The organism is Vibrio sp. KUL70 (genome assembly GCF_059725515.1).
In genome coordinates this window covers 876,610-897,725 of the sequence record NZ_AP045834.1, presented here as the reverse complement: position 1 = coordinate 897,725, position 21,116 = coordinate 876,610, and the positions used below count along the sequence as shown (strand labels likewise).

Genomic DNA, 21,116 nt, shown 5'->3' with positions numbered 1-21,116 from the left:
TCTATGTAGCCGTTAAAAGCTGAGCAATCAATTGACTGCCTGAACGCTACTTAGGGGTGACTCTAAAGTTATGGAAACTTTGTTCGTTGTAAATAATTATACCAAGTCACTTGCCAAAGAGTTCGACTTTCTTAACAATCTTATTAAAAGATAATAAATCACTGATAAAAATCGATAAAATCGAGTTCAAAAACAACAAAAAGCTCTTCATATCCCAAAATAGGATTACAAGGTTTGCACCGATTTACATCGGGTACATAATTTAAACACTACCTTCTCTGGAGACACGCGTGTGCATCTAAGCCCAAACGACGAACACCAATACCGCTATTTAACGCTTGATAATGGCTTAAGAGTGTTACTTGTTCATGACCAACACGCTCAAAAAGCCGCCGCCGCATTAGCGGTCAATGTCGGGCACTTCGATGACCCAAATGATCGAGAAGGTTTGGCTCATTACCTAGAGCATATGCTTTTTTTAGGAACTGAAAAGTATCCAAAGGTCGGAGAGTTCCAAAGTTTTATTAGCCAACATGGTGGCAGCAATAATGCTTGGACTGGTACCGAACATACCTGTTTCTTTTTCGATGTTGAACTCGATGCGTTTGAAAATGCGCTCGACCGCTTCAGCCAGTTCTTTACCGCGCCGTTATTCAATGAGGAAGCGCTGGATAAAGAGCGCCAAGCGGTTGATTCTGAGTACAAAATGAAGCTCAATGACGACTCACGACGCCTCTATCAAGTGACCAAAGAGTTAGTCAACCCGGCTCACCCTTTCGCCAAGTTTTCGGTCGGTAACATTGAAACGCTCGGAGATAGAAATGGACAAACCATTCGCCAAGAGATTCTGGACTTCCACCAGCAACAATATTCCGCCGATTTAATGACGCTGACCTTGTCGGGTAATCAACCTCTTGATCACATGCAGAGTTGGGTTGAGAAAAGGTTCAGCAGCATTGTCAATCATCAGCGACAAGGGAAAAAAGTCGACATTTCAATTGTAGGTCCAGAGAGCACGGGCGTTCAGGTGTTTGTCGAACCAATTAAAGAGATCCGCAAACTGATATTGACCTTCCCGATGCCAAGCATGGATGAGCATTACAGCATTAAGCCCCTCTCCTTCTTTGCACATTTACTCGGCTATGAGGGCGAAGGCAGCCTGATGATGCAGTTGAAAGAGAAGGGTTGGATCACTTCGCTTTCTGCCGGCGGTGGAGCCAGTGGCAGTAACTATCGTGATTTCACGGTGAGCTGTTCACTCTCTGTCGAAGGTTTAACCAAAGTTGATGAGATCACCCAAGCGGTATTTCAATACATTAAGCTGATTGAAAAAGAGGGTATGCAGGAGTGGCGCTACCTTGAAAAACGCGCGGTTCTAGAATCAGCATTCCGCTTCCAAGAGCCTGCTCGTCCAATGGATGTTGTTAGCCACCTTGTGATGAACATGCAACACTATCCAGAACAGGACGTAGTCTACGGCGACTACAAAATGGAATGTTACGATGAAGCATTACAGCTCTCTTTACTCAAGCATTTCACTGTTGAAAACATGCGTTCAACCTTGGTTGCTCATGGGCTTGAGTACGATCGTCAAGCAAAATGGTATTTCACTCCTTACTCGGTGCGGCCTTTTACTAAGGAGCAGAAACAAGCTTTCCAACGCATTAACCCTGGATGGGAGTTTGAATTACCGGGGAAAAACCCATTCATCTGCTATGACTTAGATCCTGCAGAGCTTGAAGAGCACAAAACTCACCCAACTCTTCTGCAAGAGCTAGACGGATTTAAACTGTGGCACCTACAAGACACCGAATTTCGCGTTCCTAAAGGTGTGGTTTACGTCGCGATCGATAGCCCTCACTCTGTGGCAAGTCCTAGGAACATTGTTAAGACGCGATTGTGCGTCGAAATGTTCTTAGATTCGCTCGAAAAAGAGACATATCAAGCTGAAATTGCCGGAATGGGATACAACATGTATACCCATCAAGGCGGCGTAACACTGACGATTTCTGGCTTTAGCCGTAAGCAACCGCAGCTTCTGAATATGATTCTGGAGCGTTTTGCATCTCGCCAGTTCAGCCCTACTCGCTTTGAAACGATTAAGAGCCAACTGCTTAGAAGCTGGAGCAACGCGTCGCAAGATCGCCCTATCTCGCAGCTATTTAACGCGATGACTGGGTTGCTGCAACCGAACAACCCACCCTACTCAGTGTTAATTGAAGCGTTAGAAACCATCGAAGTGGATGAGCTCTCCTCATTCGTGCAAGCCATCTTAGCCGAACTGCATGTCGAAATGTTTGTTTACGGTGACTGGCGTCAAGACGATGCCTTGCAGATGGCAGAATCACTGAAAGATGCGCTAAGAGTCAAAGACCAAGCGTACGAAGAGTCATTGCGACCACTGATTATGCTTGGGGAAAATGGCAGTTTCCAACGCGAAGTAGTGTGCAACCAAGACGATTCTGCGATTGTGGTTTACTACCAATGTCCTGACATTTCGCCACAAAGCATCGCGCTCTACTCTTTGGCTAACCATTTGATGTCGGCCACCTTCTTCCATGAAATTCGCACCAAGCAGCAGCTTGGGTATATGGTTGGTACTGGCAACATGCCACTCAACCGCCACCCCGGTATCGTGCTCTATGTACAATCACCTAATGCCGCCCCTATTGACCTGATTGCATCCATCGACGAGTTTCTTAATGCTTTCTACATGGTGCTGTTAGAGCTCAATGATTATCAATGGCACAGCAGTAAGCGCGGGCTTTGGAATCAGATATCGACACCTGACACAACATTACGTGGTCGTGCTCAGCGCCTATGGGTCGCAATCGGCAATAAAGATACCGACTTCAACCAGCGTGAACGTGTACTGGAAGAGCTAAAAGAGTTAACACGTAGCGACATGATTCGTTTTGTGGTTAACCAACTCAAACCACGCACCGCTAACCGCTTGGTTATGCATGCTCAGGGCAACGCTCATCAAGAAGAACCACCGCTGTCTATGGGCGTTGAGATTGGCTCTATTGAAGAGTTCCAGCTGCGCCCGAAAGATACAGAACTCGGTTAATTCATAGCCAGTGAATACAGAGGTTGATGTCAACGTATCAACCTTTTTTAAACTATCTCGCGCTAAAAGAGATCGCCTACTACGCTCCTTCGTCGCTTTAGGAGATGACGTCATTTTTTCTCGAACTTTTACCGTCATTTCCGAGACGGAGGAAGGATTAAGTCGGGAATATGCTTATTGCGAACACCAAACAAAAAGCCCGCATCGTCAATGGATGCGGGCTTTGTCATAAATTTATACCACTCTACTTATAGAACGGCTCATCCAGACCGGCGCGAGTCAGTAGACCATCACACGGAGCGAAACGATCGCCGTACTTCACAGCAAAGTCGTTCATCATCTCAACCAGCGACTTCACGCCAATTTGATCCATGTAACGGAACGGACCACCTAGGAACGGAGGGAAACCGATACCGAAGATAGCACCGATGTCGCCATCACGTGGGCTGCGAATTATGCCTTCATCGAGACAGCGAACCGCTTCATTTAGCATTGGTAACACGCAACGCATCGCGATATCGTTATCACTCAACTTAGGATCAGGCTGAAGTTTCAGAAGTTTGTAGACTGACTTGTCGACCTCTTTCTTCTTACCTTTGTAAGTGTAGAAACCCTTGCCGCTCTTGCGCCCTTTACGGTCATCATTCAGTAGAACATCGAACACATCAGGACCTTGGAAGCGGTCACCCAACTCATTGACAAGGATCGGCATGATTTTCGCGCCAATATCTACGCCCACTTCATCTAACAGAGTAATTGGCCCTACAGGGAAGCCGAAATCAAGCAGCGCACTGTCGAGCTTTTCGATAGGCTCATTCGCTAGCAGAAGGTGAGCCGCTTCGTTCATGTATGGCGCCAGAATGCGGTTTACGTAAAAGCCCGCTTTGTCTTTTACCACGATAGGCGTTTTGCCTTGCTTCTTAGCTAAAGCAACCACTGTTGAGATAGTCTGATCTGACGTGCCTTCATGAGGAATAACCTCAACCAACGGCATTTTTTCTGCTGGGCTGAAGTAGTGAAGACCGACAACATTCTCAGGACGCGCTGCTTTCTCTGCAATCTTATGGATCGGTAGAGACGAGGTGTTAGTGGCAAAGATGGTTTCAGGCTTGGCGTTTTCTTCGATATCCGCGACCATTTTCTGCTTAAGATCCAGATCTTCGAATACAGCCTCGATAACCACATCAATATGGTTGAAGCTAGTAAAATCGATCCCACCTGACAGTTGGAGCATTTTGCTTTCCAGACCTGCGCGACTCAGGATGCGGCGCTTTTTCTGCTTGTTGAACAACTTGTAGTTGTAATTCAGAGCGTTCAGAACACCATCGTTCGATACATCTTTAATACGAACTGGCACCTTAGCTTTGGCAACTGTTACGTGACTGATACCCGCACCCATTAGGCCGCCACCTAACACACCCACACGGTTAACGCGATTTGGCTCAGCATCGGCACCATGCTCTTTCTTCATTTCTGTTGTTGCGAAGAAAATAGAGCGTAGCGCTTTAGACTCCTCACTCATTACCAGTTCAGAGAAACGCTGCGCTTCGTATTTCAAACCTTTATCGAAACCGTGCTCTAGACCATAACGAATCACGTCAAGAATCGCGTCAGCCGCTGGGTAATTACCGCGTGTTTTCTGGTTGGTCTTCTTCGCAGCTTGTTCGAAAATAACCTTACGGCCCAAACCGTTACGCGAAATCAATTTCTCTTTGGTCGAAGCTTGGCTCTTCGACGCAAGGCGTTTGCCCTTCTTGCTACCTGAGTTCTTCTCAACGAAGTCTTGCGCGACTTTCAATAGAATAGTTTCAGGCACACAAGCATCAACAACACCTAGATTGTTCGCCTTTTTCGCACGTAACTGCTTACCCGTTAAAATAAGATCCAGCGATGGTAATAAGCCGATTAAACGAGGCAAACGTTGCGTGCCGCCAGAGCCCGGTAACAAACCAAGCTGCACCTCTGGAAGACCTAAACGAGTTTTATCGGAATCAGTACAAACTCGGTAGTCACACGCCAGAGCGAGCTCTAGACCACCACCTAGACATGGGCCGTGAATCGCAGCCACTACCGGATATGGCAAGTCAGACAGCTCTTGGAACATCTCCTGACCTTGTCTTGCTAACGATTCAGCTTCACTGGCACTGGTGCACGCGTCTAGCATTCGAACATCGGCGCCGGCAATGAAGTTGTCAGGTTTCAAAGAGTGAACAATCAAACCTTTAACGCTATTTTGCTTCTCTTTGAGCTGTTCAAAGATGCTCTTCATCTCTTCAGCAAAGGCGGCCTGTAGCGTGTTCATTTTTTCATTTGGAACATCAATCGCTAACCAAGCGATGTTTTGGTCATCGATGCTCAGCGAGAACGCCTTCTCTGCTGACGCTGGAGCTGACTCATTATTGATAGCAACTTCGTTTTCTGTGTTCACTTCAGCATTATTAGACATTACTCTACCTCCAAGATCATTGCTGCACCTAGACCACCAGCGGCACACGCTGTATTCAACGCTAAACCACCGCCACGACGTTTTAGTTCACGCAGAGTCTGCGTCATCATACGTGCCCCAGTTGCGGCAAATGGGTGACCATAAGCGATGGAACCACCGAGAACGTTGAACTTGTCCATATCGATTTCACCAATCGCTTTACCTCGACCAAGGTTTTGCTGAGCAAATTCATCACTTGCAAACATTTTCACGTTCGCTAGAGCTTGTGCTGCAAACGCTTCGTGCATATCGATAAGCGTCAGATCAGACAGCTCTAACCCTGTATTCTCTAGCACTTTTGAAGTCGCGTAAGTTGGCCCCATGAGCATGTCGGTCTCAACACCGATTGCTGAGAAAGCGAAACCACGAATGTAGCCCATCACTTCTAAGCCAAGCTCTTTTGCTTTGCCTTCGCGCATTAACATAACCGCTGCTGCACCATCGGTTAGTGGTGTCGCGTTTGCTGCCGTCACACTGCCGTATTTACGGTCAAAGGCTGGACGCAGTTTGGCGTAGCCCTCTAGCGTTGATTCATGGCGAATATTGTTGTCTTCTGAGATGTACTTCTTATAAGGTGCAGGGAAAGCTGTCATCACTTCATCTTGGATCTTGCCGTCTTTCCAAGCTTGAGAAGCTAGAGAGTGTGAACGGTGAGCGAGCGCATCCTGTTCTTCACGCGAAATACCATGCGTTTTTGCCATCTGTTCAGCCGTTTGTCCCATCGACAAGCCGGTAGAATACTCAGCGACCGCTGGTGGAACTGGCATTAAATCTTTCACTGATAGGCTTTTTAGTATTTTTAGTTTTTGGCCTAGCGTTTTGGTTTTGCTCAGAGCAAGTAGGTTAGCCGCAAGTTTCTTCGACACACCAATCGGCAGCACAGATGACGAATCTGCACCACCCGCAATGCCCACATCAATGGTGCCTGCCATGATACTTTCTGCAACATTAGCCGCGGCTTGAAAACTTGTCGCACAAGCACGCGTCACACTGTAAGCGTCTGTGTGAATGTTCATTCCTGTACCCAGCACAATTTCACGCGCGATATTTGGCGCTTCTGGCATTTGAACCACTTGACCAAATACCACCTGCTCAATCAGCGCAGGGTCAATATCTGTTCTCGCAAGCATTTCGCTCACGACCATTTTTCCTAGATCTACCGCAGGCACTTGACTAAATTCTGTACTTTGGCGAGCGAATGGGGTTCGTAATCCAGCGACAACGGCAACACGCTCTCCCGAACGAGTTTTGACTTCCTGTTTGCCCATGGTTTCTCCTTAAGTGTAAGAGGTCTGACCTGACACATTGTAAAGAAGTTGTTAATTTAATCAAACGGCCGTTTAAATAAACGTGACACGGGTAGAAAGCGGGCATTGACAAGAAGTGTGATGTTGAATCGAACCTTTCAGATTATTAAGGCTCAAATAAGCGCTAAACTAAATGCAAGAACAACCATTTGCGAAACATAAGAGTTGTGTTGCTTATTGAGTTGTTGAGGCAAAAAAAAACCACACAGAACTGTGTGGTTGGAATGTTTTAAAGCAATTAACATTACGCCAATTGAAAATAATCAGTTTCCTGATTAGGAGAAAGTAAAGTCAGCCTTCAAAAGGAAGTGTCGTCTTGCTCAACATGCTAGCCATAAGGCTAACTAGACGACAAGATGTACTATAGCCTGTTCGAAGTCTCAGATTTTGAAGTAGATCAATTTTAATGTGATTTTACCTCCTCCAATTGATTACAGCATAGAAAACAAAGCACAACGAACAAAGACACTCTATCCACAGAGCGAATATGGAGGCTCATGTGTCGATAATAAATATGTTTGGAAAGAAAACTGCCAAGCGTCCGGTCAACTCTGATATGGACAAACAAAGAAAATACGAAGCGCTCGTGCGTGCTTATCATCGAGACCTATTTCGCTACGCCTATTGGTTATGTAAAGACAAAAGCATTGCCGAGGATCTAGTGCAGGAAACTTGCCTAAGGGCTTGGAAGTCATTAGACAGCCTACAAGATGAAAAAGCAGCGAAATCATGGCTAATCACGATTTTACGCCGTGAAAACGCCCGACGTTTTGAGCGCAAACAGTTTGATCTGGTTGATATTGATGACCACGGCAACGATGCTAAAGTCAGTGATGACCCACATCACCAGCACCAGTGGCTTCAAGCCCAGATCATGAAATTAGACGTTGATTACCGTGAACCTCTTTTTCTTCAGGTGATCGGTGGGTTCAGTGGTGAAGAGATCGCAGAGGTCTTGGAGCTAAATAAAAATACGGTAATGACACGATTATTTAGGGCGCGAAACCAGCTCAAAGAGATGTTGGATTCAGAAGAGGCAGAAAGGGGGCAACATAATGGATGATTTAGAATTCCGTCGTCGTATATTGTCGGAACCGAAACAACGAAATCAAGACATCATGGATGCTGCAGCAAACAGTGAGGCAAACAGTAAATTTTTGGATGATGTTCTTGCTCTCGATAAGCAAATTCATTCAGCCATGAACGTCGATGTGCCTGACGATCTTGCCGATCGCATCTTGTTCAATCAAACCTCTTATGAAGAGAGTAAAGTGGTTAAGCCTACTTTTGCTCGCCGTGCAATGGCAATGGCCGCATCGGTTGCGTTTGTCGCTGGGTTACTCGTGGGACAGATAAATTGGGGCAATGCACTTGTGTCTCCTGCTCAAGCGAGCTTAGCGGATACGGCTCTGAAACATGTGGTCACTGAAAAACCGTTTGTTGAAGTATTGGATGAGAATGTATCGTCTGAGCAAATCAATACTAAGATGAACCCATTCGCGTTCCAATTTGATGATACTTTCCCATATCACGTCTATTACCTAAACCACTGCGGCTTTGGTAAATCCAATGCCATGCACATGGTATTCCAAGGCGAAAAAGGCAAAGTCACGCTGTTTTTAACGGGGATACCTTCAGACAAAAGCCAAAACTTCGAAGAAGATGGTATGTCTGGTTCTATTACCCCTATCGATAACAGCAGTTTGATACTCGTTGGCATGGAAGGTGAAGATGTCGACAAAATTGCAGAAAAGTTATCTAAAATGATCAAACCGATGAGCTAACCTGCTCGTCAAACGCCCGTAAACACTGAGCCCAGCACTATATCACTGATATTGCTGGGCTTTGTTTTGTAGATAAAACCTCAATCATTCACAGAAAATATAACGCTAGAGTTAAAACTCTAAAAAACAGCGTTTCCTACCATTTTCGTGTCAGATAGGCGTCATTTCCGTAATTTTATGCTCAAATTTTTCAATGGTCGGATTTGTATACTCTATACTTACGCTTAGGATCAGCCCCATTGAGCAAAAGCTCAAATAAATCGCCCTGTAGAGGCGGATACATAAAGGAATTAATAAATGACAAACAACACGCGTCTGTTTAAAAAGTCTCTCTTAGCAGCGACAATTACGACAATTACACTCGCCTCTTCACAAGCAATGGCAGCAGGTTTTCAACTTAACGCACAATCAGCAACAGGTATCGGCCGTGCTTTCGCTGGTGATGCAGTAATCGCAGATAACGCGTCAGTAATGGCACGTAACCCAGCAGCAATGGCGCTATTTGATGAAACATCTCTTTCTCTAGGTTTTGAAAGCATCACTTCAATGATCGAAGTAAAAGATGCGACTTACAAAGGTTTTATGGGAAGCAATCCTAGCAATGCTGATTATGACGATGCTGGTGATACTTCTATTGCACCTAATATCCACCTTATTGTTCCAATCAACGAAAAGTTTGCAGTTGGTTTTAACGCATACTCAAACTTTGGTACTAAAACTGAGTTCAGTGATGATTACGTTGGTGGTGAGTACGGCGGCCTGACAGACGTGAAAAGTGTCAACTTTGGTTTAGCTGGTTCATACCGTTTGAACGAGCAGTGGAGCTTTGGTGCAGGCCTAGACCTAATCTACGGTAAAGGTGAGTTAAAGCGTACAATGAGCTCTCAAGTAGGAACCCCACCATTACCTGGTGTTCCACAAGCTGGCCAAACAGTTTTAGATGCGGAAGCTGATGGTTGGGCACTTGGTTTCAACGTAGGTACGGTATTCGAACTAAACGAAAACAACCGTTTTGGTCTAGCTTACCATTACTCTCCAGAACTTGAAGCTGAAGGCGATATTAGCTACCAAGGCACTGAGTATAAGAACGATACTCTTTATATGCCTCTACCTGACCTTCTTGAATTCTCTGGTTACCACAAAATTGAAGACACCAAGTTTGCTGTTCACTACTCTGTTCAATGGATCGGTTGGAGCTCGTTCGACAAGTTAGAAGCTAAAGATGCCGGTGTTCTGAATGATTACGAATGGCAAGATGGCTGGCACTACTCTATTGGTGGTACATACTACCTAAACACTGATTGGACACTACGTGCGGGTTACATGTACGACACAAGCGCGCAAGACGAAATCACTTCAATCTCGGTTCCTGATTCAGATCGTCAGTGGTTCTCAGCAGGTTTCACTTACCACATCAACGAGAAGTCTAACGTAGACTTTGGTTTCACCTACCTAATGGGCGATGATGTGAAAGTGAATGAATCAACCTCTGTTGTTTCCTCTATCTCAGCAACAACACATGCAGATGCGATCCTAATGGGTCTACAATACAGCCGCAGCTTCTAATCAAAGCTAAGCTTAAAAACCTCAAAGGGTCGCGACTAGCGACCCTTTTTTATTGTCTAAACAGCTCAATTCTCTCCCAATTAAGCTTACACCTGTATCCTCTATCACCGTTATATCACTACAAGTGTACGCTCAAAATCCGTAACACCATCGAAACATTCAGTTTTTTTGACTGCCAATAGTTAAATTTTAATCATTTAATACCTAAAACTGTGTTTTATTCGAATTTCATTTTTAAAGTAATAGCTCTAAAAGTAAAATCATTGACCTTGATACTTATGATTCAGCGAACATAATAATGAAAATGAATAAGACTCTTCTATCTACTGCAGTGGCAGTTGGTTTACTTTCTACATCTGGCGTAACACAGGCTGCAGGCTTCCAACTCGCAGAATACTCTGCAACTGGACTTGGTCGTGCATACGCAGGTGAAGCAGCAATGGCAGACAATGCTGGCGCACAATGGCGCAACCCTGCAATGTTGACATACCTAGAAGGCACACAAGTTTCTGTTGGTGCAATCTATGTTGATCCGAACATCGATCTCGAAGGTACGTCTGGCGCAAATACTCCAGCAAGCAGCAAAGATTTTGCCCACAGCGCTGTGATTCCTAACTTTTACGTATCTCACAAGTATTCAGAAAAGTTAGCAATCGGCTTCGCTGCGGGTACTAACTACGGTATGGAAACTGACCTAGGTAAAGATTTTGCTGGCGCTAACCACGGCAACGAAGCAAGCGTAATCAGCATGGAGCTGAACCTAAACGCAGCTTACCAAGTCCTAGATAATGTATCTGTAGGCGGTGGTATTCGTTATGTAATGGCTGAAGGTAGCTTCGGTGCTACAGCAGCTGCTACCTTACCTGTAGGTACAACGTTAAAGTACATGGAAGGTGATGACACGGCATGGGGCTGGCAAGTTGGTACTGCATGGCAGATCAATGAAAACAACCGCCTAGGCTTTACCTACAAATCTGAAGTTGACCTGACGCTTGAGGGATATGCGAAAGGCTTTGCTTTTAACAGAGCAGACTCAAATGCGCACAAACCTGGCTCTATGGATCTCGCATTACCAGCGACAGCTGAAATCGCTTCTTTCCATCAGCTATCAGACACAGTAGCAGTACACGCAAGCATTAACTGGACAGACTGGAGTAGCTTCAAAGAGCTAGTAGCAGACTTCCCTGGCGAGCCTTCGAGCTTAATCAAAGAAGAAAACTGGGAAGACAACTACCGATTTGCGATCGGTACTACTTACCAAATGACACCAAAGCTAGCTCTGCGTTCAGGTATTGCTTACGACACGTCAGCTGTAAGCGAAGAGCACCGTACAGCGACAATCCCTGAGACGGATCGTACTTGGTTAAGTATCGGTGCTGGTTACCAATGGTCTGAGCAACTTACTCTAGATGCGGGCTTCACTTATATCCTAGCGAAAGATGCGAAGATGCTAGAGGACGATGCAGCGTCAGCACCTTTCGGCGGCTCATTCGAAGGCGAAGTCTCCGGTAGCATCTGGCTAGTCGGTGTTCAAGCGAACTACCGCTTCTAAGCTACTCTAATACAAAGCAAGATCAAAAAAGCTCGGAAGTTTCCGAGCTTTTTTATATCAACTTAATTAGACTATGCGTTAAAAATCTTCCAAATAGTCATCAATTAAATCTTCTTCCTCTAGATCAACCGCTTCAGGCTCAATTTCTGCCTTAAAATCACGACGCTGTATATAGATATCACGTGTCAGAGCGTAAGGATCTGGAGAGTCATCGAGTAACGCTTCTTGCGATACTAACTGAGCACGTGTTTCCATACCTTCGAACGCCCACTTCCCTAGACTTGCCCAAAAATTCAATAACGAGAGCGGTAAGTAGAGACCATCAACCTGCTCTGTTACTTCACGTGTGGTGACAGGACCATAGCCCGGAATCATGAAGTACGGACCATTACCTACCCCATAATGACCGATAGCATCAGAGAAAGACTTATCGTCATACTTAGTGATACCCGCTTCACTCGCAATATCGATCAGACCAACCAAACCAAAGGTGGTATTAATCCAAAAGCGGTTGAAGTGATCAAGCGCTTTTTCACCATTACCCATGATCAGATTATTGACCATACTGGCTGGCTCATCCAAGTTGGCTAGAAAGTTAGAGATACCGGTACGCACAGGAACTGGCGTGTAGTTAACATAAGCAAGAGACACAGGGCGCACTAGATATGGGTCAAGATACTCGTAGTTGATATCCCACATCGCGCGGTTGAAGCTTTCAAAAGGGTCATTAGGATGCGATTCAGCTTCATACTCTGTGGTTGCTTGGTTTTCTGAGTGGGCCACTTCTTCATCGGGGACACTAGAACACCCGACCATAATACTGGCCGCTAGAATTAAGCTAGAAAGTCTTAAAGCGCTGATAGACATAACACCTTTTCCATAAGGAATAAGAGAAAGGCCAGCAATCGCTGGCCTCAATTGTTTGCGTAAGTCTATAACGTTTCAAAAGAAATCGGAATAGCCACGCCTATGCAATTCGCTGATTAATACTGTTGATCAATGCTCAGTGTGACTGGCGAGCCAAGCTCTACTACTTCACTTTCACCGTACCAATCGCCTTCGCGAGTTGCCACGTTACCATCTGTATCAAGCCTAGCGCGAACCATCAGAGCTTCAAGGCTAGAAAGCTTGATGCCTTCCATCATGCTATTGCCATCGTCCAGCACAACGGTACGAGGGAATGCACCTAATGGGTAGCGAGCTGCGGCTACCGGCATAGGAGAACCATCTGCCCTGTGTACTGATACAATAAGGACAGCATCAGGATCGGCGTTAACGTGCTCACCCAGATTTAGAGTGACAGCAACGCTCTTACCTTCCGCTACGCCCATCAAGTTACCCATTTTTTTCTGAGCACTTTCGATGCTGCGCGATAACATCTCGTAACGGCTGTCTTGCGGACCGATCATCTGTTGCATGATGCTCCAGTATTTCACCGCTGACGGGTAGTCTTGACGCTCAAATGCATCAAACGCTAGTAGCGAGAACACACGCAAGTCGACATAGTCCTTCTGTACCAAACGGCTCAGTAGTAGGCGAGCTTGGTTCTGTTCCGCTTCATCTGGAGATAGCATCAAGGCTTGTGCAAAACCTAACTGAACATCTTCGTTATTTGGTTCAAGCTTATAAGCGCGCTCCATTGCATCGATTGCCGTTTGCGCATCGCGGTTTGCTAGTGCGATACGACCTAACAATAACCAACCCGTCGAATCTTTAGGCTGATAATGCAGACGGGTACGAAGTGCAAGCGTTAAGTCTTCCAACTCATCATCCGTCAGCGCACTGCCCTCTGCAGACATCAACTTCTTAGACAGAGCCGGTAGATTTGCACTCACTTGTTGCCAGTGCTGAACCTTGTCCATCGCACCAAATTGAAAGTACATACCGTAACTAAGCGCGATTACCATCAGCACAGACGGCACAACCACAACAGCGGTTGAAATCTGCGTCTTCTTGGTCGCCTTTTCTGCTGGAATATCATCAAGAAGAGACTGCTTAAGATCAGCAATCAGCTCTTGTTGGTTATCAACTAAACCTTCTTCCGCTTCAACTTCTAGCTCATCAAGACGATCTTTATAGAAAGCCTTGTTCAATTCATCACGAAGCGCTTCATCATTGTTGGCTTTCTTGTTCACAAATGGCAAGACAATCAACACGACAGCAGCGAATGAAAGGATAATTGTAGAAATCCAAAATAGAGTCATTACTTCTTGTCTCCGTCGTTCTCTTCATCGAGTAACGCTTTTAAACGTGCTTCTTTATCTGCATCCCAGTCGTCATTTGACTCTACGGCTTTCGCTTTCGACTTTCTGCTGCGCAGTACAATCAGTGCAAAACCAAATACCACAACAGCAAATGGCCCAACCCATAGAATTGATGTTGCTAGCGTTAGTGGTGGATTGTAAGTTACAAAGTTGCCGTAGCGGGCGATCATGTAATCGATGATCTCTTGCTCAGACTTGCCCTCTTTCGTCATCTCATACACTTTTTGACGCAGGTCGACTGCCAGTTCAGCATTCGAATCACCAATGGTGTTGTTCTGACATTTTGGACAACGCAGCGTGTTGCTCAAATTTTTGAACTGCTGCTCTTGTTGCAAGTTATCAAACTCATGAACCTCAATAGCCGCAGTCGCTGTCAGAGAGATAGCAAACGTTGCTAACAGCGCAATCAGTGCGTGTTTCATCATTTTGCTTCCTCCAACAAGTCTTGATACATAGGCTCAAGGGTCGATGCCCAGTTAGTTGGGTTTACATCACCAACGTGGCGATAACGAACAACGCCGTTCGCATCAATTAGGAAAGTCTCTGGAGCGCCATACACGCCTAGGTCTAGACCTAACATGCCATTACCATCAAACAAGCTGATAAGATAAGGGTTACCAAGCTCATTCAGCCAGCCTACCGCTTTGGTCCGATCGTCTTTGTAGTTCAAGCCGATGATCTTAACGCCTTGCGCCGCTAGCTTATTCAGATATGAGTGCTCTGCATAACACGTTGGGCACCATGTCGCCCAAACGTTTAGCAGTAGAGGTTCACCTTTGAATATAGCTTGGTCGTACAGTTTGCCCGGCTCTGCTAGGTCTTCTAGACGGAACTCAGGCACTTCTTTGCCAATCAATACTGATTCAAGCTTAGTCGGGTCATCACCCGACTGGTTGCGAACAAGCTGAGTTGCAAAAATGACAGCCAATGCCATAAAAGCAATCAATGGAATGAAAAGTATCTTCTTATTCATTAAGCCTCCTGCTTCTTGGCTGTCTTTTTCGCTGGCTTGCGGAATCGGTAACGGCGGTCACTGATCGCAATCGCACCACCAATCGACATGATCAAAGAGCCAGCCCAGATCCAACGAACGAACGGTTTGTGGTAAATGCGCACAGCCCACGATTTGTTGTCGTCTAGACGCTCACCCATCGCAATGTACAGGTCACGAGTCACGCCGCGATCAATCGCAGCTTCTGTCATCATAGACTTAGCGGTAGTGTAGAAACGCTTCTCCGCGTGCAATGTGTTGATGTACTTACCATTTTTAGTGATCTCAAAATCAGCGATGTAACCATCATAGTTCGGACCATCTTTGTCACGAACACCTGCAAAGTAGAAATCGTACTCTTCAAGTTGGTAGTACTCACCTGGAGCCAAACGCACATCACGCTCGATGCTGTAGTTTTGCACCATAGCGATACCGATAACAGTTACAGCAAGACCAAGATGACCTAACATCATCGCCCAGTGGCTGCGCTGAATCTTAGTCACACCCGTCCAGAAACTGTGGCGGTGCGTTGCTCGTTCATGCAGCTCGAAACCGTGCATGAAGATAATCCAGAACGCCATTAGCCAACCAGCAAACGCCGTACCGCTGAAGTATTCAGCCAGTAAGCTTACCATCAACCAGCTCAAACCAAGTGACAGCACACCGGATACAACCATCGGTTTCGCGAGCTTAGACAAGTTGTCGCGTTTCCAACGGATCAGTGGACCGATACCAAGTAGGAATGAGAATGGAATCATCAGCCAGAAGAACAGCATATCGAAGAATGGAGCACCGATAGAGACTGAACCAAGACCAATCTGTTTGTGCACAAGTGGTAGCAATGTACCGACGAGTACCACCACCAGCGCGGCAATAAGTAGCACGTTATTCGCAAGCAGTGAGTTCTCGCGAGAAACAAGGTCGAAGTTACCACGAACTCGTACTGCTGCGCCTTTCACAGCAAACAGGAGTAAAGAACCACCAATAACAAAGACTAAGAAGCCTAAGATAAACATACCGCGAGCAGGATCCGATGCAAAGGCGTGAACCGATACCAAGATACCTGAACGAACCAAGAAAGTACCCAGTAAGCTCAATGAGAATGCTGAGATTGCCAGCAGTACTGTCCAAGCTTTAAATGTACCGCGCTTCTCTGTCACAGCGAGAGAGTGCATTAGTGCAGTACCCGCTAGCCAAGGCATAAATGATGCGTTTTCTACTGGATCCCAGAACCACCAGCCGCCCCAGCCTAGTTCGTAATAAGCCCACCATGAACCTAGTGCGATACCTAGCGTTAGGAAGAGCCAAGCCGCAATTGTCCAAGGGCGAGACCAACGCGCCCATGCCGTATCCAAACGACCACTTATTAGAGATGCAATAGCAAAAGAGAATGCAACCGAAAAGCCTACGTAGCCCATGTAAAGCATTGGCGGGTGAATGATCAAACCTGGATCTTGAAGAAGCGGGTTTAGGTCACGACCGTCAACTGGGAAGAATGGCAAAGTACGCAGGAACGGGTTCGAGGTCACAATGATGAACAGCAAGAAGCCGACAGTAATCAGACCCATGATCGCCAAAACACGCGCTACCGACTCTTGTGGCATACCACGGCTAAACACCGCTACCGCAACAGTCCAACCTGCTTGGATTAACACCCAAAGCAGCAGTGAGCCTTCGTGTGCCCCCCATACTGCCGTAATACGGTAGTACCAAGGAAGCTGGCTATTTGAGTTACTCGCGACATACTGAACCGTAAAGTCGTTGGTGTAGAACGCGTAACATAGGATAAAAAACGAAATCGCTAGGAAGATGAACATGCCCCAAGAAAGTGGGCGAGCACTGTTCATCAACAAAGTGTTGTTGCGAGCGGCTCCATAGAGTGGGAGCACACTCAGCAACAATGCCAATCCTAGCGATAGGATCATGGCAAAGTGGCCGATCTCGGCTATCATTTAGCACTTCCTTCTTTTTGTTCAGTCGAGTATTGCAAAGGCTCATGTGTCTTTTTCATCGCTTCAGCAACTTCAGAAGGCATGTACTCTTCGTCGTGCTTCGCTAGAACTTCAAACGCTTCGATAGTCGTCGCATCTTTTAATACGCCCTGAGCAACAATACCTTGTCCCTCACGGAAAAGATCAGGAAGAATACCATCGTAAAGAATGGTTACCTTAGGGCCAACATCCGCTAAGTCGAAGCTCACACGCAAAGATTCGTTGTCACGCTTAACAGAGCCAACAACAACCATGCCGCCAATACGCAGGCGTTGACCTACTTCTGGCTTATGACCACCTTTACCGTTTACCAATTCCGTTGGTGTGTAGAACAGATCCATGTTTTGATTCAGTGCATAAACCATCAAGCCGACAGTTGCACTAATACCAATAAAAATAGCTAGGACAATCCCCAGTCTCTTTTTACGCCTTGGGTTCATAGAGTGTTCTCCATTTTTTTCGCTGCGTCGATTCGCGCCTGACGATCAACTTTAGCTTGTACTTCATTGAGCAATTGTTTACCACGACGAACACTGACTACCAGCAGGATGATCATCGCAAGAAAAGTGATTCCGAATGCACTCCAAACGTAAGAGGCGTAACCGCCCATCGCAAAGAAATCACTAAGAGATTCAAAATACATAATTACCTACCCCGATTACGCTTTTTCGGCCGCTAGTTTGCGGACCCACGGACGATGACCCTCTTTGCTGATGATTTCATTACGGAAACGAACCATCAACACAGCGCCGAAGAAGAATGCAAAACCGAAAATATTGAGAAGCAGTGGCCACAACATATCGCTTGAGATCGATGGCTTATCGAATTTAGTGATCGTTGCACCTTGGTGCAGTGTGTTCCACCACTCTACTGAGAAGTGAATAATAGGTAGGTTAATCACACCGACAATCGCAAGAATACCTGCTGCCTTTGCCGCTGTTTTCTGATCATCAAAAGCGTGGTGTAGAGCGATAACGCCCAAGTACAAAAATAGTAAGATCAGTTCGGATGTTAAACGCGCGTCCCATACCCACCAAGCGCCCCACATTGGCTTACCCCAAACTGCACCAGTCAAAAGCGCAATAAAAGTAAACACAGCACCGATTGGCGCCATTGCCAGAGATGCCATATCCGACAATCTCACCTGCCATACAAGACCGATAAAGGCTGCAATCGCCATCGACATGTAGACACCCATCGACCAAATCGCAGATGGTACGTGAATGTAGATAATTCTAAAGCTATCGCCTTGTTGATAATCGGAAGGGGCAAATGCAAGCCCCCAAACGGTACCGACGGATAGACACACTAGTGCTAGAACTGAGAACCAAGGCAGAAGTTTACCAGCAAGCTGATAAGACGTTTCCGCTTTAGCATAGGGATGGAGCCATTTCCACATGTTGTAATCTCACTTTTACTTCATATTACTTACAGCTATAAGAGCTATAATTATTATAATTTATTTATGGTTGCTTGGTGCATGGCGACTCTATGAGTCCAATGGTGTCAATTAGTTCACACCGCAATCTGTTTAATTAGTTCACGCTCACACGTAATGCGGCACTAATAGCAAAAGGCGTTAACGTCATCGCACCCATGAGCATTGCACCTAACACGGCCAGTTGACCGTTATACGCAACACCTAGTGCTGCCGCATCAATTGCCGAGGTCGCAAAAATCAAAATTGGGATATACAGCGGGAGAATGAGCAAACTCAACAACACGCCCCCTTTTTGCAACCCAACCGTAAGTGCAACACCAATAGCACCAATAAAACTCAACGCGGGCGTGCCGACCAACAGAGTCAACACCACCGAAAGCCATGTATCAAAATCCAGCGATAGTAGAACAGCCAAAAGTGGGCTAATTAAAATTAATGGTAAACCAGTCAATAACCAGTGTGCTATGACCTTGGACAATACTACCAACTGCAACGGGATGGGCATGAGCATCATCTGCTCTAGTGCCCCATCCTGAAAATCATCACGGAAAAGACGCTCAAGTGAGAGCAGCGCTGATAACAGAGCAGCCACCCAAACGATACCTGCAGAGATACGCGCAAGAAGGTTTGGCTCCGGACCAATACTCAAAGGAAATAGGGTGATGACGATAATAAAGAACCACAACGGGTTGAAAATATCGGCCTGACGACGAAACGCAATAAGAAGCTCACGTCGGATAATCATTGTCATTGAAGTGATCATATTATTCACCCAGCTTTATTTTTCTTAGTTTCGGGCTGTCAGCGAACATATCTTGGTGCGTTGTGAGAAGCACAATTCCGCCGTTGTCTGCATGTTGCGAAAACAAATTCTCGAGAACTTTCACACCCTGCTTATCAATTGCTGTCAATGGTTCATCTAAGATCCACAACATCTGTTTACTTAACCATAAACGAGCCAATGCAACGCGGCGCTGCTGACCTGCGGACAACTGTCCTGCTGGCACATCTTCTCGCCCAGCCAAACCAACCTGAGCAAGAGCACCATACAGCTCTTCTTTGCTTGCCTTACCACTATGAATAGATTGGTAAAAGCTTAAGTTCTCGTAAGCGCTGAGCTCACGCTTGACACCGGTTTGGTGTCCAAGAAACAGTAGGTTTTGATGGTAAGCATCGCGATTGGACTCTATGGACTGGCCATCCCATGAAATGGTGCCTTCGTCTCGATCGCCTAATCCGGTGATGATCCTAAGTAGTGTCGTCTTGCCTGTACCATTCCTTCCCTCAACCTGAACGAGTTCGCCAGCTTTAAGTTGAAAAGACAGAGATTCAAAGAGAACTCTTTCGTCACGAATAGCGGTTAAATTTGAGACTTCTAACATAGGAAATATAGGTCCAATAATAAGAGGGGTATAGTAGCACACCATTATGGTGACAAAATAGGTATAGGTCTTTGCGAAAGAACAAACTCAGTAAGAAACTGTTAACGCTGTGTCAAAATTTACATATATTATGTTTAAATCATAATACCTCAGAGATACAAATACTTAGACACAGCGTTTTATAAGTAAAATTTCACAATTCGTAAACTTCAGAAACAAAAAAAGAAGCCTGAGCTTCTTTTTTGGATTCGCGATTTCGCGCTTAACTTATTTTTAGCGACGTGGTGGCTTACGACGGTCGTAAGGCTTACGTTGCTCATCGTAAGAGGATGGGTTGCTACTAAGAGATGGAATTTTCTCTTTGCCCGCTAATTTATTCTGTAAAGACATCATTAACTCAGCTTCTGCTTTTGGCAATTCACACTCTTCAATAAGCTCGTTTATTCCAGCCCCAAGTTGAACCATTTTTGTCGCTCGAGTGTAGAGCCTGCCGTCAGTGTCAGCATGCTCTAACTCAACAATACGCTCATTTAGATGCTTAATCACATCTTCTTGCTCTGTCACTTTCTGGCCAAGACCAACCACAACAGAACGCACCTCTAGCAACTGCTTGTTCGATTTTTGAAGCTCTTTTTCCAAGCTACGAACTTGCGCGCGAGAGTGGTCGAGCTGCTTTTGAAGGACACGTTTCACTTTGCCCAGTAGCACGACGATAAATAGCGTAAAACACCCAACGCCAATAATCAGAGCAGCTGGGCTTAAAGGAAGCGCTTCAAACATTACAGGTGAGCCATCTCATCCCATTCGTCTTCGCTTAGTAGCTTATTCAAGTCAACCAAGATCAGAAGCTTGCCGTCACGGTTACTCACACCTTGAATGAACTTAGCACTTTCATCAGTACCAACGCTTGGCGTAGTATCGATTTCAGAAGAACGAAGGTAAACAACCTCTGCCACGCTATCCACTAGGATACCAATCACTTGGCGTTCTGATTCGATAACGATAATACGAGTGTTGTCAGTGATCTCGCCTTGCATTAGGCCAAAACGTGAACGTGTATCGATAACGGTTACCACGTTACCACGTAGGTTGATAATACCCAGTACGTAGTCTGGAGCGCCTGGTACTGGAGCAATCTCACTATAACGAAGAACTTCGCGCACCTGCATTACATTGATGCCGTAAGTTTCTTCCTCAAGTTGGAATGTCACCCATTGAAGTACTTCATCATTCGTTTGATCTTTTCTTACTTCAACTTCACTCAATTGAGACATATTTAATCC

The 21,116-nt window shown here is 45.8% G+C and carries 19 protein-coding genes; 5 read left to right on the top strand and 14 right to left on the bottom strand.

The window, feature by feature from the left end:
- Positions 1-292 precede the first annotated feature (292 nt).
- Entirely contained in the window at positions 293-3,070 is a 2,778-nt protein-coding gene (locus AC6I7V_RS04105; RefSeq protein ID WP_498011383.1) for an insulinase family protein, read from the top strand.
- A gap of 244 nt (positions 3,071-3,314) precedes the next feature.
- Here AC6I7V_RS04105 and fadJ read toward each other — a convergent pair whose 3' ends face one another.
- Positions 3,315-5,516: a fatty acid oxidation complex subunit alpha FadJ gene (gene fadJ, locus AC6I7V_RS04100; protein ID WP_498011382.1), complete on the bottom strand. Its 2,202-nt coding sequence runs from the start codon at positions 5,514-5,516 to the stop codon at positions 3,315-3,317.
- Positions 5,516-6,823: an acetyl-CoA C-acyltransferase FadI gene (gene fadI / locus AC6I7V_RS04095; protein ID WP_255231153.1), complete on the bottom strand. Its 1,308-nt coding sequence runs from the start codon at positions 6,821-6,823 to the stop codon at positions 5,516-5,518. Before fadI ends, fadJ begins: the two co-directional genes overlap by 1 nt.
- A gap of 553 nt (positions 6,824-7,376) precedes the next feature.
- On the opposite strand from fadI, the gene AC6I7V_RS04090 reads away from it, so the two are divergent.
- The 4 genes from AC6I7V_RS04090 (at position 7,377) to AC6I7V_RS04075 (ending at position 11,764) form a co-directional block, all read left to right on the top strand.
- Positions 7,377-7,925, top strand: a complete 549-nt coding sequence (locus AC6I7V_RS04090) for a sigma-70 family RNA polymerase sigma factor (RefSeq protein ID WP_255231154.1) — start codon at positions 7,377-7,379, stop codon at positions 7,923-7,925.
- Positions 7,918-8,646, top strand: a complete 729-nt coding sequence (locus AC6I7V_RS04085) for a DUF3379 domain-containing protein (RefSeq protein WP_498011381.1) — start codon at positions 7,918-7,920, stop codon at positions 8,644-8,646. Before AC6I7V_RS04090 ends, AC6I7V_RS04085 begins: the two co-directional genes overlap by 8 nt.
- A gap of 297 nt (positions 8,647-8,943) precedes the next feature.
- The gene (locus tag AC6I7V_RS04080) at positions 8,944-10,212 is read left to right on the top strand and encodes an outer membrane protein transport protein (RefSeq protein WP_498011380.1); all 1,269 of its coding nucleotides are present in this window, start codon (positions 8,944-8,946) and stop codon (positions 10,210-10,212) included.
- A gap of 298 nt (positions 10,213-10,510) precedes the next feature.
- The gene (locus AC6I7V_RS04075; RefSeq protein ID WP_498011379.1) at positions 10,511-11,764 is read left to right on the top strand and encodes an outer membrane protein transport protein; all 1,254 of its coding nucleotides are present in this window, start codon (positions 10,511-10,513) and stop codon (positions 11,762-11,764) included.
- 78 nt (positions 11,765-11,842) lie between these two features.
- Here AC6I7V_RS04075 and AC6I7V_RS04070 read toward each other — a convergent pair whose 3' ends face one another.
- From AC6I7V_RS04070 to AC6I7V_RS04015, 12 genes are all read right to left on the bottom strand, one after another.
- Entirely contained in the window at positions 11,843-12,631 is a 789-nt protein-coding gene (locus AC6I7V_RS04070) for an MlaA family lipoprotein (protein WP_498011378.1), read from the bottom strand.
- A gap of 116 nt (positions 12,632-12,747) precedes the next feature.
- The gene (gene ccmI / locus AC6I7V_RS04065; protein WP_498011377.1) at positions 12,748-13,968 is read right to left on the bottom strand and encodes a c-type cytochrome biogenesis protein CcmI; all 1,221 of its coding nucleotides are present in this window, start codon (positions 13,966-13,968) and stop codon (positions 12,748-12,750) included.
- Positions 13,968-14,453: a cytochrome c-type biogenesis protein gene (locus tag AC6I7V_RS04060; protein ID WP_498011376.1), complete on the bottom strand. Its 486-nt coding sequence runs from the start codon at positions 14,451-14,453 to the stop codon at positions 13,968-13,970. The genes ccmI and AC6I7V_RS04060 overlap by 1 nt, the downstream gene beginning before the upstream one ends.
- Complete coding sequence (locus tag AC6I7V_RS04055) at positions 14,450-15,001, bottom strand: DsbE family thiol:disulfide interchange protein (RefSeq protein WP_255231162.1); 552 nt, start codon at positions 14,999-15,001, stop codon at positions 14,450-14,452. The genes AC6I7V_RS04060 and AC6I7V_RS04055 overlap by 4 nt, the downstream gene beginning before the upstream one ends.
- The gene (locus AC6I7V_RS04050; protein WP_255231163.1) at positions 15,001-16,971 is read right to left on the bottom strand and encodes a heme lyase CcmF/NrfE family subunit; all 1,971 of its coding nucleotides are present in this window, start codon (positions 16,969-16,971) and stop codon (positions 15,001-15,003) included. Before AC6I7V_RS04050 ends, AC6I7V_RS04055 begins: the two co-directional genes overlap by 1 nt.
- Positions 16,968-17,450: a cytochrome c maturation protein CcmE gene (gene ccmE / locus AC6I7V_RS04045; RefSeq protein ID WP_498011375.1), complete on the bottom strand. Its 483-nt coding sequence runs from the start codon at positions 17,448-17,450 to the stop codon at positions 16,968-16,970. Before ccmE ends, AC6I7V_RS04050 begins: the two co-directional genes overlap by 4 nt.
- Positions 17,447-17,653 carry a heme exporter protein CcmD gene (ccmD, locus tag AC6I7V_RS04040; RefSeq protein ID WP_032549636.1) on the bottom strand — a complete coding sequence of 69 codons (207 nt, stop codon included), beginning with the start codon at positions 17,651-17,653 and terminating at the stop codon, positions 17,447-17,449. Before ccmD ends, ccmE begins: the two co-directional genes overlap by 4 nt.
- Before the next feature lie 15 nt (positions 17,654-17,668).
- On the bottom strand, positions 17,669-18,409 hold the full coding sequence (locus tag AC6I7V_RS04035) for a heme ABC transporter permease (RefSeq protein WP_255231165.1): 741 nt from the start codon (positions 18,407-18,409) through the stop codon (positions 17,669-17,671).
- A 136-nt stretch (positions 18,410-18,545) separates the two neighbouring features.
- The gene (ccmB, locus tag AC6I7V_RS04030) at positions 18,546-19,214 is read right to left on the bottom strand and encodes a heme exporter protein CcmB (protein WP_255231166.1); all 669 of its coding nucleotides are present in this window, start codon (positions 19,212-19,214) and stop codon (positions 18,546-18,548) included.
- Position 19,215: 1 nt separating this feature from the next.
- A complete protein-coding gene (ccmA, locus tag AC6I7V_RS04025; protein WP_032549639.1) occupies positions 19,216-19,833 on the bottom strand; it encodes a cytochrome c biogenesis heme-transporting ATPase CcmA in 618 nt (205 codons plus the stop codon).
- 273 nt (positions 19,834-20,106) lie between these two features.
- On the bottom strand, positions 20,107-20,613 hold the full coding sequence (locus AC6I7V_RS04020; protein WP_255231168.1) for a DUF2802 domain-containing protein: 507 nt from the start codon (positions 20,611-20,613) through the stop codon (positions 20,107-20,109).
- Positions 20,613-21,107, bottom strand: coding sequence for a chemotaxis protein CheW (locus AC6I7V_RS04015; RefSeq protein ID WP_032549641.1), 495 nt, complete (start codon positions 21,105-21,107; stop codon positions 20,613-20,615). The genes AC6I7V_RS04020 and AC6I7V_RS04015 overlap by 1 nt, the downstream gene beginning before the upstream one ends.
- Positions 21,108-21,116 lie beyond the last annotated feature (9 nt).

Coding starts and splice junctions, on each gene's coding strand:
- ccmE (WP_498011375.1), bottom strand. CDS start 17,450: ATGAACCCAAGGCGTAAAAAGAGACTGGGGATTGTCCTAGCTATTTTT.
- fadI (WP_255231153.1), bottom strand. CDS start 6,823: ATGGGCAAACAGGAAGTCAAAACTCGTTCGGGAGAGCGTGTTGCCGTT.
- fadJ (WP_498011382.1), bottom strand. CDS start 5,516: ATGTCTAATAATGCTGAAGTGAACACAGAAAACGAAGTTGCTATCAAT.
- AC6I7V_RS04050 (WP_255231163.1), bottom strand. CDS start 16,971: ATGATAGCCGAGATCGGCCACTTTGCCATGATCCTATCGCTAGGATTG.
- AC6I7V_RS04015 (WP_032549641.1), bottom strand. CDS start 21,107: ATGTCTCAATTGAGTGAAGTTGAAGTAAGAAAAGATCAAACGAATGAT.
- ccmI (WP_498011377.1), bottom strand. CDS start 13,968: ATGACTCTATTTTGGATTTCTACAATTATCCTTTCATTCGCTGCTGTC.
- AC6I7V_RS04035 (WP_255231165.1), bottom strand. CDS start 18,409: ATGTGGAAATGGCTCCATCCCTATGCTAAAGCGGAAACGTCTTATCAG.
- AC6I7V_RS04060 (WP_498011376.1), bottom strand. CDS start 14,453: ATGATGAAACACGCACTGATTGCGCTGTTAGCAACGTTTGCTATCTCT.
- AC6I7V_RS04085 (WP_498011381.1), top strand. CDS start 7,918: ATGGATGATTTAGAATTCCGTCGTCGTATATTGTCGGAACCGAAACAA.
- ccmB (WP_255231166.1), bottom strand. CDS start 19,214: ATGATCACTTCAATGACAATGATTATCCGACGTGAGCTTCTTATTGCG.
- AC6I7V_RS04090 (WP_255231154.1), top strand. CDS start 7,377: ATGTTTGGAAAGAAAACTGCCAAGCGTCCGGTCAACTCTGATATGGAC.
- AC6I7V_RS04070 (WP_498011378.1), bottom strand. CDS start 12,631: ATGTCTATCAGCGCTTTAAGACTTTCTAGCTTAATTCTAGCGGCCAGT.
- AC6I7V_RS04055 (WP_255231162.1), bottom strand. CDS start 15,001: ATGAATAAGAAGATACTTTTCATTCCATTGATTGCTTTTATGGCATTG.
- ccmD (WP_032549636.1), bottom strand. CDS start 17,653: ATGTATTTTGAATCTCTTAGTGATTTCTTTGCGATGGGCGGTTACGCC.
- AC6I7V_RS04020 (WP_255231168.1), bottom strand. CDS start 20,613: ATGTTTGAAGCGCTTCCTTTAAGCCCAGCTGCTCTGATTATTGGCGTT.
- AC6I7V_RS04080 (WP_498011380.1), top strand. CDS start 8,944: ATGACAAACAACACGCGTCTGTTTAAAAAGTCTCTCTTAGCAGCGACA.
- AC6I7V_RS04075 (WP_498011379.1), top strand. CDS start 10,511: ATGAAAATGAATAAGACTCTTCTATCTACTGCAGTGGCAGTTGGTTTA.
- ccmA (WP_032549639.1), bottom strand. CDS start 19,833: ATGTTAGAAGTCTCAAATTTAACCGCTATTCGTGACGAAAGAGTTCTC.